Source organism: Streptomyces gelaticus (assembly GCF_014649535.1).
In the GTDB taxonomy this organism is placed as follows: domain Bacteria; phylum Actinomycetota; class Actinomycetes; order Streptomycetales; family Streptomycetaceae; genus Streptomyces; species Streptomyces gelaticus.
In genome coordinates, this window is the sequence record NZ_BMTF01000004.1 from 367,787 (window position 1) to 380,279 (window position 12,493).

General features: G+C 71.2%; 10 protein-coding genes and 2 pseudogenes. 7 read left to right on the forward strand and 5 right to left on the reverse strand.

Annotated elements, in window-relative coordinates; genetic code table 11:
• Positions 1-75 precede the first annotated feature (75 nt).
• From xseA to IE107_RS08500, 3 genes are all read left to right on the forward strand, one after another.
• Positions 76-1,287 (forward strand): exodeoxyribonuclease VII large subunit, encoded by a 1,212-nt coding sequence (xseA, locus tag IE107_RS08490; protein ID WP_189542733.1) that lies wholly within the window; start codon positions 76-78, stop codon positions 1,285-1,287.
• Between the two features lie 79 nt (positions 1,288-1,366).
• Entirely contained in the window at positions 1,367-1,630 is a 264-nt protein-coding gene (locus tag IE107_RS08495; RefSeq protein WP_189542735.1) for an exodeoxyribonuclease VII small subunit, read from the forward strand.
• A gap of 216 nt (positions 1,631-1,846) precedes the next feature.
• The gene (locus tag IE107_RS08500; RefSeq protein ID WP_189542738.1) at positions 1,847-2,437 is read left to right on the forward strand and encodes a malonic semialdehyde reductase; all 591 of its coding nucleotides are present in this window, start codon (positions 1,847-1,849) and stop codon (positions 2,435-2,437) included.
• Positions 2,438-2,533: 96 nt separating this feature from the next.
• Here the strand turns inward: IE107_RS08500 and IE107_RS08505 are convergent, their stop codons facing one another.
• Positions 2,534-3,052: a DUF4245 domain-containing protein gene (locus IE107_RS08505; RefSeq protein ID WP_189542740.1), complete on the reverse strand. Its 519-nt coding sequence runs from the start codon at positions 3,050-3,052 to the stop codon at positions 2,534-2,536.
• Positions 3,053-3,194: 142 nt separating this feature from the next.
• Between IE107_RS08505 and glpX the strand changes: the two genes are divergently transcribed.
• On the forward strand, positions 3,195-4,226 hold the full coding sequence (glpX, locus tag IE107_RS08510; protein WP_189542742.1) for a class II fructose-bisphosphatase: 1,032 nt from the start codon (positions 3,195-3,197) through the stop codon (positions 4,224-4,226).
• A gap of 210 nt (positions 4,227-4,436) precedes the next feature.
• Here the strand turns inward: glpX and IE107_RS08515 are convergent, their stop codons facing one another.
• Positions 4,437-4,820, reverse strand: coding sequence for a WhiB family transcriptional regulator (locus IE107_RS08515; RefSeq protein ID WP_189542743.1), 384 nt, complete (start codon positions 4,818-4,820; stop codon positions 4,437-4,439).
• Positions 4,821-5,041: 221 nt separating this feature from the next.
• Entirely contained in the window at positions 5,042-5,701 is a 660-nt protein-coding gene (locus IE107_RS08520) for a DUF1707 SHOCT-like domain-containing protein (RefSeq protein ID WP_189542745.1), read from the reverse strand.
• A gap of 192 nt (positions 5,702-5,893) precedes the next feature.
• Here IE107_RS08520 and IE107_RS08525 point away from each other — a divergent pair, with 192 nt between their 5' ends.
• Positions 5,894-7,558: a fumarate hydratase gene (locus IE107_RS08525; protein ID WP_189542748.1), complete on the forward strand. Its 1,665-nt coding sequence runs from the start codon at positions 5,894-5,896 to the stop codon at positions 7,556-7,558.
• A 74-nt stretch (positions 7,559-7,632) separates the two neighbouring features.
• Here the strand turns inward: IE107_RS08525 and IE107_RS08530 are convergent.
• Positions 7,633-8,418: pseudogene (locus tag IE107_RS08530) on the reverse strand (LuxR C-terminal-related transcriptional regulator); the annotation flags it as partial.
• Between the two features lie 131 nt (positions 8,419-8,549).
• On the opposite strand from IE107_RS08530, the pseudogene IE107_RS08535 reads away from it, so the two are divergent.
• Both IE107_RS08535 and IE107_RS08540 read left to right on the forward strand, forming a co-directional pair.
• Positions 8,550-9,218: pseudogene (locus IE107_RS08535) on the forward strand (MFS transporter); the annotation flags it as partial.
• A gap of 349 nt (positions 9,219-9,567) precedes the next feature.
• Positions 9,568-10,869 carry a M18 family aminopeptidase gene (locus IE107_RS08540; protein ID WP_189542750.1) on the forward strand — a complete coding sequence of 434 codons (1,302 nt, stop codon included), beginning with the start codon at positions 9,568-9,570 and terminating at the stop codon, positions 10,867-10,869.
• A 70-nt stretch (positions 10,870-10,939) separates the two neighbouring features.
• On the opposite strand, the gene IE107_RS08545 is transcribed toward IE107_RS08540, so the two are convergent.
• The gene (locus IE107_RS08545) at positions 10,940-12,469 is read right to left on the reverse strand and encodes a ricin-type beta-trefoil lectin domain protein (protein ID WP_189542752.1); all 1,530 of its coding nucleotides are present in this window, start codon (positions 12,467-12,469) and stop codon (positions 10,940-10,942) included.
• Between the last annotated feature and the right edge of the window lie 24 nt (positions 12,470-12,493).

Here is a 12,493-nt window from a genome sequence, read left to right on the forward strand (position 1 = left end):
GCCGGGGGCGGCCGGGGCGGCGCGGGCTTCGTGCGTGCCGCCCGATTGTCGGTGGGGGCGGATACGCTCGCTCGCATGGCTCTCCAGACGTCCGCGGAAGCTCCGCTGCCCGTAGGTGAAGTGTCACGGCTCATCGGGGGCTGGATCGACCGGCTCGGGGCGGTCTGGGTCGAGGGGCAGATCACCCAGCTGTCGCGGCGGCCGGGCGCCGGGGTGGTGTTCCTGACCCTGCGCGACCCCTCGCAGGACATCTCGGTGAGCGTGACCTGCTTCCGGCAGGTATTCGACCGGATCGCGGATGTGGTGACGGAGGGGGCGCGGGTCGTCGTCCTGGCCAGGCCCGAGTGGTACGCGCCGCGCGGTCAGCTGTCCCTCAGGGCCACGGAGATACGGCCGGTCGGCATCGGCGAGCTGCTGGTCCGGCTGGAGCAGCTGAAGAAGTCGCTGGCCTCGGAGGGGCTCTTCGCGCTCGACCGGAAGAAGCCGCTGCCGTTCCTGCCGCAGCTGATCGGCCTGGTCTGCGGACGGGCGTCGGCGGCCGAGCGCGATGTGCTGGAGAACGCCCGGCGACGGTGGCCCGCGGTCCGCTTCGAGGTGCGCAACGCGGCGGTGCAGGGTGTGCACGCGGTGAATCAGGTGGTCCAGGCGGTGAAGGAGCTGGACGACCTCCCGGATGTCGACGTGATCATCGTGGCGCGGGGCGGCGGCAGCGTGGAGGACCTGCTGCCGTTCTCCGACGAGCAGCTGATCCGGACGGTGGCCGCCTGCCGTACGCCGGTGGTGTCGGCGATCGGCCATGAGCCGGACTCCCCGCTGCTCGACCTGGTCGCGGACCTGCGCGCCTCCACGCCGACCGACGCGGCGAAGAAGGTCGTGCCGGACGTGGGCGAGGAGCTGGACCGGGTGGGGCAGCTGCGCGACCGTGCGCTGCGGACGGTGCGGGGACTGCTGGACCGCGAGGAGCGGGGCCTGGCGCACGCCCTGGGCCGGCCCTCGATGGAGCATCCCCAGCGGATGGTGGACGAGCGCGCGGCGGAGGTCGACGCACTGATCGGGCGGAGCCGGCGGGTGCTGGGCCATCTGCTGGACCGGGCGGACTCGGAGCTCGCCCACACCCGGGCGCGGGTGGTCGCCCTGTCACCGGCGGCGACGCTGGAGCGCGGCTACGCGGTGCTGCAACGGGCGGACGGCCATGTCGTACGGACGCCCGAGGACGCGGGGGCACCGGGCGAGGTGCTCCGGGCCCGGGTCTCGGGCGGCGAGTTCGCCGTAAGGGTCGGCGAGTGACCGCCTCCGGGGAGGCTCCGGCGGGCAGGGACGGACGAGGTCAATGGCCCGCCATGGGCCGGAACGTAGGGTGGAACGCATGACGGACGACGCGACTACGGCGGCTGGTACCACGGGCACGCTCGGCTACGAGCAGGCCCGCGACGAGCTGATCGAGGTGGTGCGCCGCCTGGAGGCGGGCGGTACGACGCTGGAGGAGTCGCTCGCGCTCTGGGAGCGGGGCGAGGAGCTGGCGAAGGTGTGCCGGCACTGGCTGGAAGGCGCGCGCGCCCGACTGGACGCGGCTCTGGCGGGCCCGGCCGACGCCCTGGAGAACGGCGGCACGGCGACCGGCAGCGACTGAGACCGCGGGCGGCGACCGCCGGGACCGGCGTGGGCCGACGGCTTCCGGGCCGACGACTTCCGCACCCACTGCTTCCGGGCCCACTGGCGGCAATGATCGGGGACCACTGTGGAACGAATCACTCCACTCCACTTTTAGTTGAAAGTTAACCTACCTCTCGGTTAGCGTGGTCCGCGTCGCTCGATCCACGTGTACGCCCGGAAGGTAATACGCACGATGTCCCTCGCTCTTGACCCCGCCGCCCAGGACCTCCTCTTCCGCGAGGCCCGCACGGCCAACACCTTCACCGACGAGCCGGTGACCGACGAGCAGGTCCAGGCCATCTACGACCTGGTCAAGTACGGGCCGACCGCGTTCAACCAGTCGCCGCTGCGCGTCGTCCTGGTCCGCTCCGACGAGGCCCGCGCGCGTCTCGTGAAGCACATGGCCGAGGGCAACCAGCCGAAGACCTCGACCGCCCCGCTGGTCGCGATCCTGGCCACCGACAACGAGTTCCACGAGGAGCTCCCGGCCCTCCTGCCGCACTTCCCGCAGGCCAAGGACGCGTTCTTCTCCGAGCGCCCGGTCCGCGAGTCGGCCGCGACGCTGAACGGCGCGCTGCAGGCCGCCTACTTCATCGTCGGCGTCCGCGCCGCCGGCCTGGCCGCGGGCCCGATGACCGGCTTCGACGCCGCGGGCATCGAGAAGGAGTTCCTGGACGGCGACCACAGCGTGCTGATGGTCGTCAACATCGGCAAGCCGGGCGAGGACGCCTGGTTCCCGCGTCTGCCACGCCTCGCCTACGACGAGGTCGTCACGACCGTCTGACCGTCGCCACGCGCATGCGGAAGGCCCTGGAGCACTCGGTGCTCCAGGGCCTTCGCCGTACACCTCGACGGCGTCGGGACGGCCGCCCCGGCGGCGTCAGGACGCCTTGAGTGCCGCGGCCATCTCCGCCAGCCGCTCCGGCGAGGCGGAACCCGTGACCACCGTGGTCGATTCCTTGTCGTGGCGCACGAGGGCGTCGTACTTCGAGCCCTCCCAGTGCTGCCAGGTCTCGCCCGCGACCTGCTGCGTACGCCCGGTGTTCCTGGCGTCCTGGCTGACCTCGGTCACGTACTTCTTCGCCGGAGACGTGGACTGCTCCACCGCGACGTACTTGCCCTCCGGGTCGAGGAAGCCCAGGTGCCAGGCGTCGCCCGCCTTGCGGTCGTAGCTGACCGAGGTCGGCTTCCACTTCCCGGTCAGCCCGTCCGGCGCGGCCACCGGGTACGGCGCCGCGCGCCGGGCCGTCTGTAGCTCCACCCGGTAGTCGATCGCCTTGACCGGGTTGGCGTTCTCGTCGTGCGGAACGAAGATGTAAATAACACCCGCCGCGGCGCAGATGACCGCCATCGACAGGAGCATGTCCCGCACCGTCTGCTTGCCTCGCTTGCTAGCCACGGGTCCATGGTCGCATTAGGCCGGATGGGCCCGACCCGGGGGCGGACCGCTCAAAAGTGACCCGGTCTGCTCATTTTATCGACCTGACGATAGAGTCACAGCACCCTCTTCCGGTCGTCGCCGTACAGAAAGGTGCGCTTCGATGTCCGAGCATCATCTGCCGTCTCAGCTCGAGGTCTCCCCCGAGGCCCCCGACCGCAACCTCGCCCTGGAGCTGGTCAGGGTCACGGAGGCCGCCGCCATGGCGGCCGGGCGCTGGGTGGGCCGCGGCGACAAGATCGGCGCTGACGGTGCCGCCGTGAAGGCCATGCGGACCCTCGTCTCCACCGTCTCGATGAACGGCGTCGTCGTCATCGGCGAGGGCGAGAAGGACGAAGCCCCCATGCTGTTCAACGGCGAGCGCGTGGGTGACGGCACCGGCGCCGAGGTCGACATCGCCGTGGACCCGATCGACGGCACGACCCTGAACGCCAAGGGCATGCCGAACGCGATCGCCGTACTGGCCGCCGCGGACCGCGGCGCCATGTTCGACCCGTCGGCCGTCTTCTACATGGACAAGCTGGTCACCGGCCCCGAGGCCGCCGACTTCGTCGACATCAACGCCCCCGTCTCGGTGAACATCCGCCGTGTCGCGAAGGCGAAGAACTCCGCCCCCGAGGACGTCACCGTCGTCGTCCTCGACCGCCCGCGCCACGAGGGCATCGTCAAGGAGATCCGCGAGACCGGCGCCCGGATCAAGTTCATCTCCGACGGCGATGTCGCGGGCTCGATCATGGCCGCCCGCGAGGGGACCGGCGTCGACCTGCTGATGGGCATCGGCGGCACCCCCGAGGGCATCATCTCCGCCTGCGCCATAAAGTGCCTCGGCGGTGTCATCCAGGGCAAGCTCTGGCCCAAGGACGAGGCCGAGCGCCAGCGCGCCCTGGACGCCGGGCACGACCTGGACCGGGTGCTGTCCACCGACGACCTGGTCAGCGGCGACAACGTGTTCTTCGTCGCGACCGGTATCACGGACGGTGAGCTGATGCGCGGTGTGCGGTACCGCGCGGAGACGGCCACCACCGAGTCGATCGTCATGCGGTCCAAGTCCGGCACCATCCGGAAGATCGACTCCACGCACCGGCTCTCGAAGCTGCGTGCCTACAGCGCGATCGACTTCGACCGCGCGAAGTAGATCCGGAAGCAGCAGACGTAGATCCGGAATCTGTAGGTCCGGAAGCTGTGGGTCCCGAGGCAGTCGCTCCGGAAGCAGTGGGTCCCGAAGCAGCAGAGGCAGAACGCGAAGAGGCGCCCCCGTGTGCGGTGGGGGCGCCTCTTCGCGTAGCCGCCGTCGGGGCAGTGCGCGCGTGCGGGGCCGTACGGACCCGGGCCGCACCCGGGACGGTCAGCCCGCCGCGGCGATGCGGCCCGCCGCGCCGGCCGACGCGGACGAGGCCTTGAGCTCCATCTCGCGCCGTCTGCGGCGGGCGAGCACCACGCGGCGTTCGGCGGCGGTGAGCCCGCCCCACACCCCGTACGGCTCCGGCTGTATGAGCGCGTGCTCCTGGCATTCGATCATCACCGGGCAGCGCGCACAGACCCGCTTCGCGGACTCCTCGCGCGCGAGTCTGGCAGCAGTCGGCTCCTTCGACGGGGCGAAGAACAGCCCGGCTTCGTCCCGGCGGCACACCGCCTCCGAGTGCCAGGGGCCGGCCTGGTCCTCCCGCGCGGGGGTGCGCTGGGAAGGGACGGCGGCGACCTGCAGGGGCTGATGCGGCAGTTGCAGCACGGTCTACTCCTGACGACGGCTTCGCGAGCGAGAGACGATGCAGCATTCCCTACCCGCTGTGCGCGCGCCCATGCACTGAGTGGCACCCGGTTCCAGAGTGCGGAATTCCCGTCGACCAGGAATTTGGCTTGTTTTCGAAGGGTCGGCCGGGGCCGGTCGGGTTCCGCGGGGAGTTTCCGTGATTTCTCGCAGTTGTCGCAGGCGCGACGAGAAGCACCGCCCTATCCGAGGCGTTTGCGCAGCCGTTCCTGGAGATCCGTGATGAACTTCCCGCGCTTGGGCTTCGCTTCGACGCTGCCGAACACGGAATAGCCGTTGACGACGACCACCGGCGCTTCGGGGTCCGCGGATTCCAGTGTGGCGACTTCGAAATTACCGAAGATGCCCGTTCCGCTGCCGCGCAGCGAGATGTTCTCGGGGACCCTGACGTCGACACTCCCGAAGACGGAAGTCGCGTTGATGACGGTGAGTCTCTGACCGAAAAGCGCCTCGGTCAGATCGACCTCCACGCTGCCGAAGAGCGCGAAGGCGTTCGTCCGGCTGCCGACCCGCCAGCGACCCTTGCGGGTCGAACTGCTGAAGATCGCCACCAGGTTGTCGGCGGGGCCCACCGGGCCCTCCTGGCCGTGGGCGCCGGGGGTGGCCGGGCGGGCGGCGCCTGCCGGGGCGGGCAGATCCCGTACCAGCGGCTCCAGCTCGCCCACGGTCTTGGCGCGGTAGACCGCGTCGACCCGCTCGGCGTGCTCGTCGGCGGTGAGCCGACCCTCGGCCATGGCTTCCCGCAGGATGTCCGCGATCCGGTCGCGGTCCGCGTCGGAGGCGCGGATGCCGGCCGGTTCCACCGGGGCCGCTGGCTGCTGGGGCTGCTTTTCGAGGTCCACCGGCCCAGGGTACCCAAACGCGATAGATCGCGACTAGGGGCTGTCCGGCCTCCGCCGTGTCGGCCCCCCGGGCCCGGGCGGGCGGTCGAACTGAGCCTTACCTCACAACTTCGGCATCCCTGCGGCGTTCTACCCTGGTGGGTGCTGCCCAAGGGAGGTCAGCCGCTGTCTGCCGAGTGAGGAATGGCCGTAATGCCAGAGTTTGCGTACTCCGATCTGCTCCCCCTGGGAGAGGACACCACGCCGTACCGTCTGGTGACCTCCGAGGGCGTCTCCACCTTCGAGGCCGACGGTCGTACGTTCCTCAAGGTCTCCCCTCAGGCTCTGCGCACTCTGGCCGCCGAGGCCATGCACGACATCTCGCACTATCTGCGCCCCGCCCACCTGGCGCAGCTGCGGCGGATCGTGGACGACCCCGAGGCGTCGTCGAACGACAAGTTCGTCGCGCTCGACCTGCTGAAGAACGCGAACATCGCCGCGGCGGGCGTGCTGCCGATGTGTCAGGACACCGGCACCGCGATCGTGATGGGCAAGCGCGGGCAGAACGTCCTCACCGAGGGCGGTGACGAGGAGGCGCTGTCGCACGGCATCTTCGACGCCTACACCAAGCTCAACCTCCGCTATTCGCAGATGGCTCCGCTCACCATGTGGGAGGAGAAGAACACCGGCTCGAACCTGCCCGCGCAGATCGAGCTGTACGCCACCGACGGCGGCGCGTACAAGTTCCTCTTCATGGCGAAGGGCGGCGGCTCGGCCAACAAGTCGTTCCTCTTCCAGGAGACGAAGGCCGTGCTGAACGAGGCCTCCATGATGAAGTTCCTGGAGGAGAAGATCCGTTCGCTGGGTACGGCTGCCTGCCCGCCGTACCACCTGGCGATCGTCGTCGGCGGTACGTCGGCCGAGTTCGCGCTCAAGACCGCGAAGTACGCCTCCGCGCACTACCTCGACGAGCTGCCGGCCGAGGGCTCCCCCACCGGCCACGGCTTCCGGGACAAGGAGCTGGAGGAGAAGGTCTTCGAGCTGACGCAGAAGATCGGCATCGGCGCCCAGTTCGGCGGCAAGTACTTCTGCCACGACGTGCGCGTCGTCCGCCTTCCCCGGCACGGCGCCTCGCTGCCCGTCGCGATCGCCGTGTCCTGCTCGGCGGACCGCCAGGCCACCGCGAAGATCACCGCCGAGGGCGTCTTCCTGGAGCAGCTGGAGAAGGACCCGGCACGCTTCCTGCCGGAGACCGAGGACTCCCACCTGGACGCGGGCGAGGTCGTGAGGATCGACCTCAACCGGCCGATGGACGAGATCCTCGCCGAGCTGACCAAGTACCCGGTCAAGACCCGGCTCTCGCTGACCGGCCCGCTGGTCGTGGCCCGTGACATCGCGCACGCCAAGATCAAGGAGCGGCTGGACGCGGGCGAGGAGATGCCGCAGTACCTGAAGGACCACCCGGTCTACTACGCGGGCCCGGCGAAGACGCCCGAGGGGTACGCCTCCGGCTCCTTCGGTCCGACGACAGCCGGCCGCATGGACAGCTATGTCGCGCAGTTCCAGGCCGCGGGCGGCTCCAAGGTGATGCTCGCCAAGGGCAACCGGTCCAAGCAGGTCACCGACGCGTGCGACGCGCACGGCGGTTTCTACCTCGGCTCGATCGGCGGCCCGGCGGCCCGGCTCGCGCAGGACTGCATCAAGAAGGTCGAGGTCGTCGAGTACGAGGAGCTCGGCATGGAAGCGGTCTGGAAGATCGAGGTCGAGGACTTCCCCGCGTTCATCGTCGTCGACGACAAGGGCAACGACTTCTTCACCGAGCCCGCCCCGGCACCGACGTTCACCAGCATTCCGGTGCGCGGTCCGGGTCTCGCCTGAGACCCGCCGCCCCGGTACGGGGGCGCGCATGAGAACGGGCCCGACGTCGCGACCAGATAGCCGAGTTGGGCCCGGCTGTTGCTGCCCAGCTGCTCGGAGACCCTGCGCACGTGCTCGGCGACGCTGCGGCGGCTCATGCCGAGCCGCCGGGCGATCGACTCGTCCGTCTCACCGCCCACGACCGCCTGCAGGATGGTCCGTTGCAGGTCGGAGGTGACGACCGGGGTGCGCAGCGGCACCCGTTCCGGGCGGACCGGGACCGCGCGGGCCCAGGCCTCGTCGAAGTGCCGGACCAGGAAGCGGACCAGGGACGGGTGCTGGATGCGCAGGGCCCGGTGCGGGTCGTCGGAGAACGGGACGAACGCGAGGTTCCGGTCGAAGACGATGATCCGGTCGGCGACTTCGGCGAGCGTTCCGACCTCGGCGCCCTCGGTGGTCACCTGCTCGATGTAGGCGAGCGTCGTACGGTCCGAGCGGACCGTGTGCTGGTAGATGGTCCGCTGCCGGATGCCCCGCCGCAGATTGCGCAGATCCCTGGGCAGCGACTCCTCCAGCACGTGCACGTGCACGGGACGGCCGCCGCCCGGGTGGGCGGTGCGGACCTCCTCCCGGCAGCCCGCGACGCCCGCGTCGAGCGCCTTCCCGATGACGGCCTCGCCGGAGAGCCGGGTGAGGGCGGGTGATTCGAGCCGGTGCGCGTCGGCGTACAGGCCCTCGAACAGGGTCAGGGCGGCGCGCGCCGAACGCAGCGTGCGGCGCTGCCGGGCGATCGCCGCCTCGATGGGCCCGAGCACATCGAACGAAGCGGTCTCGGGCGGTACGGGGATGAGGCGTCCCGGGGCGTCGCGGTCCGCCACCATCAGATGCAGGGCGCTCAGACAGCCGGGCACCTCGCCCGCCGGAAGGCTTCCGTCCGCGAGCGCGCGCCGATAGGCCGCGAGGGCCTGGTCGCAGACGCGGTCCGGCGCCCGGCCGGGGTACGCGGAAGGGGCGGTGGCGGCGGCCGGGCGCGTTCCTCGCGTCGGCCGCCGCGCCCGGTCTCGGTCTGATGGTGGTGCTGCGGAGTGTGGACACCTTCGGTTCGTCCTCCCACAATGCCGCGCTGCCGGTCCACTCCGCCGCGCTCGACGCCGCGCACCCCGCCGTGTTCGTCAGCGCGTTCTGGTGTCTGTGGGCGCTGGGGAACGTCGCCGCGCAGCAGGTGATCCAGCGGTACGTCGAGCGCACCGGGCGGACGGTGGGCGCGCCGGGCTTCGGGTACGGCACCTGTCTGATGTCGGTGGCGTTCGTCCTGGCGTTCGCCGGGTTCCCGTGGGCGGCGACCGTCGTGATCGCCCTTGCGGCGGGGGCGGCCGACGGGCTCACGGAGGTTTCGTACACCTCCCATCTGCAGACGCTCCCCACCGATCTGCGCGGTCATGCCTTCGGGCTCTCCGCGACCGTCGAGAACCTCGGCTTCGGCGTCGGCATGATCCTGGTCGCGGCGGCACTCGACAGGTACAGCCCGCTGACCGTCGTCGCCTGGTCGCACGGGGCGGCCGTCGTTGTCGCGGTGGTGTTCCTCGTCCGGGTGTCCGGGCTGCGCCGGCGGGCCGGTGTCCCCGCCGCCCGCTCCGGCTCCGATCGCTCCGGCACGGGGTGCGACGGGCGGGTGCGGTGACGGCTCCCGGGATGCACCGGATCCGCGTACGACGACACCGGATTCGTGTACGACGATATTCAGCCAATCTTGCGGCGATCAGCGTGGGGCCCGGCGCCCGGCCCGCCGTCCCGCACGCTCCCGGCGCGCCCCTGCCCGGCACGGTGCCCGCGGCCGGTGCGCCGGCGCCGCTTTCACGCAGCGGGCCGCGCGACGGACTTGCGCCGTACCGGGCCGCTTTGGTGGGTTGTCGGACATTCCTGGAGCACACCGCTCCCGGCCTCGAACGCCTCCCGCACCGCGCCGCATCCGGCGGCCCGGCGCGGGTTCCTCCACCCTCACCGTCGAACACCGGAAAGGCGGACGCCGCATGACGCCGCTTCCCCACCGCAGCCACAGCGACGACCTGCTGTCCTTCATCAGCACCAGTCCTTCCCCGTACCACGCGGTGGCCAGTGCCGCCCAGCGCCTGGAGAAGGCCGGCTTCCGCGAACTGCGGGGCACGGACGACTGGACGGGCACCACCGGTGGCAGCTTCGTCGCCCGCGGTGGTGCGCTGATCGCCTGGTACGTCCCGGAGGGCGCCCCGGCGCACACCCCTTTCCGGATCGTCGGCGCCCACACCGATTCCCCGAATCTCCGGGTCAAGCCCGCCCCCGACACCGCCTCCGCGGGCTGGCGGCAGATCGGTGTGGAGATCTACGGCGGCGTACCGCTGAACACCTGGCTCGACCGCGACCTCGGCATCTCGGGGCGGCTCGCGCTGCGCACCCCGGGCGGCGGCACCGGCTCCCGGCTCGTCCGGATCGACGAACCCCTGCTGCGGGTGCCCCAGTTGGCCATCCACCTGGACCGTACGGTCAACGAGGGGCTCGCCCTCGACCGGCAGCGCCACCTCGCCCCGGTGTGGGCGCTCGGCGCGCGCGAGGAGGGCGCGCTGCTGCGGCGGGTCGCGGCGGCCGCCGAGGCGGAGCCGGACGAGGTGCTCGGCTGGGACCTGATGCTGCACGACATCCAGCCGCCCGGGTACCTGGGCGCGGAGCAGGAGTTCGTGGTGTCGGCGCGGCTGGACAACCTGGTCTCCGTGCACGCGGGCGTCACGGCCCTGACGGGTGCGGCGACCGTGGCCGAAGCGCCCGCGTACATCCCCGTGCTGGCCGCCTTCGACCACGAGGAGGTCGGCAGCGGTTCGGATACGGGTGCCCAGGGGCCGCTGCTGGAACGGGTCCTGAGCCGCTCGGTCACCGCCCGCGGCGGCAGCCAGGAGGACTGGTCACGGGCCCTGTCCGGTGCCTTCTGCGTCTCCGCCGACATGGCCCACGCGGTGCACCCGAACTACGCGGAGCGGCACGACCCGGAGCACCGTCCGCTGCCGAACGGCGGCCCCGCGCTGAAGGTCAACGTCAACCAGCGGTACGCCACCGACAGCACCGGCATGGCGGTGTTCGCGGCGGCGTGCGAGCGGGCGGGTGTGCCGTGGCAGCCCTTCGTCTCCAACAACGCGATGCCGTGCGGCACCTCGATCGGCCCGATCACCGCGGCCCGGCTGGGCGTGCCGACGGTCGACGTGGGGGTGCCCGGGCTGTCCATGCACTCCTCGCGCGAGCTGTGCGGGGCAGCGGACCCCGGTCATCTGGCGGCCGCGCTCGGCGCGTTCGTGACGTCCGGCTGAACTGCGCCGAACGGCCCGGAGGGGCGGGGCGGCCCGCCCCGTCCCTCCACGCACTGGTGGACCGGTCCCGCTACGCGAAGCGCTGCTGCGCGCCGCCGTCGCAGCTCTGCAGCTTCAGCGGCTCCTTCGCACCGGACAGCGTCAGGCACAGCCCGGTCGAGGCCGCCGGGCGCAGGGTGCCCGACTCCTTCACGAACTGCTGGTTGGCCACGCCCGAGCAGTTGTACAGGATGAGCGTGGCGCCCGCCTTGTAGTCGGCGCCCGGCACGTCCAGGCACCGGTCGTGGCTCAGCGCCGTACGGAGGGTCTTCGTACCGGAGTCGTACCACCAGCCCTGGTTGCGGCCGCCGTGGCAGTCCCAGCCGCCGACCTTCGTGTCATTGCGGGTGACCGAGCCGGGGGCGTCCATGCAGGTGCCCGTGGCCTCGTTCTTCAGGGGTTTGAACAGGTCGTCCCACGCCCCGGCCTGCAGGACCGGCTTTCCGGTGCTCGCCGGGTCGGCGCAGCTCGCCTCGCGCAGGTTCGAGTTGTAGATCTGGGTCAGGCAGGACGCGAAGGCCCCGTGGCCGCTCGCGTTCGGGTGGTAGGACTGCCGCAGGGAGTTGGAGTCCGGCGGGAAGTGCCCGAGGTCGATGTAGAGACCGCGGGCCCAGGTGGACTCGCTGCAGACCTCGTGGCCGTGGAAGAGCCGGGAGTTGTCGAGGTAGACGGCCCCGGTGTCGGTGGCGACCTTGCGCATGCCGCGCTCGAAGGCGGGCACGGCGGTGTTGCGGCCCCAGGCGGCGTCGGAGTCGTATCCGGCGCAGCCCCCGGGAAGCTTCCCGGGGAAGTTCGGGTTGTCGTAGAAGTCCGGGCCGATGGGGCTCGGGTAGCCCATGACCACGAGCTTGTAGTCGCTGTCGGCGTAGCCGGCCCCGGACATGACGGTCTTCAGGTCGCGCACCGTCTTCTCGACCTTGGGGACGAGCCCGTCGACGCGCGCCTGCCAGCCGCCCTCGTACTTGGGCTGGCAAGTGCCCTGGGAGAGCACCCAGCGCGTGACGCAGTCCGTCATGACCGGGCCGAACTGGAGGTCGTCGTTGGCACCCGCGACGAGCACGATCATCTTGATGCGGGTGTTGCGGGCCTTGATGGCGAGGTTGTCGCTCTGCACCAGCTCGTCGGCGTACTGCTTGGAGCCGCCGATCACGATGTTGCCGGTGTACGCGCCGGAGCAGGAGACGTTGTACGTGACGTCGGCCGGGATGCCGGTGCGGTGGATGGCCGAGTCGGGTGAGCGGTGGCACCAGTTGTCGGGGCCGTTGGTGCCGGCCTCGTACGTGCCGACGCCCTCGCCGGAGATCTCGCTGTCGCCGAGCGAGATCAGCCCGGTCTTGCGCTGGGCGAGCGGGCGCTCGGCCGGGTCGCCGTACAGCCGGGTGGCCTCGGCGGCGCGGATGGCCTCCAGCTCGGGCGACAGGGGGGTGGATGCGGTAGTGCTGGAGCCGGACCGGTCCGTCGCGCCGGCCGGCGCGGCGGCGGCCGTCATGCCGCCGAGTGCCGCCGCCATGGCCGCGGCGGCCGCGACCGTACAGCGAAGTCTGTGCCTGGTGCGCCTCATTGCGCCTCCCCGGGTTGTGGTTAC

Excerpts from the sequence above, each read along its gene's own strand:
- IE107_RS08540 (WP_189542750.1), top strand. The coding sequence starts at position 9,568 with ATGACGCCGCTTCCCCACCGCAGCCACAGCGACGACCTGCTGTCCTTC.
- xseA (WP_189542733.1), top strand. The coding sequence starts at position 76 with ATGGCTCTCCAGACGTCCGCGGAAGCTCCGCTGCCCGTAGGTGAAGTG.
- IE107_RS08545 (WP_189542752.1), bottom strand. The coding sequence starts at position 12,469 with ATGAGGCGCACCAGGCACAGACTTCGCTGTACGGTCGCGGCCGCCGCG.
- IE107_RS08500 (WP_189542738.1), top strand. The coding sequence starts at position 1,847 with ATGTCCCTCGCTCTTGACCCCGCCGCCCAGGACCTCCTCTTCCGCGAG.
- IE107_RS08495 (WP_189542735.1), top strand. The coding sequence starts at position 1,367 with ATGACGGACGACGCGACTACGGCGGCTGGTACCACGGGCACGCTCGGC.
- glpX (WP_189542742.1), top strand. The coding sequence starts at position 3,195 with ATGTCCGAGCATCATCTGCCGTCTCAGCTCGAGGTCTCCCCCGAGGCC.
- IE107_RS08525 (WP_189542748.1), top strand. The coding sequence starts at position 5,894 with ATGCCAGAGTTTGCGTACTCCGATCTGCTCCCCCTGGGAGAGGACACC.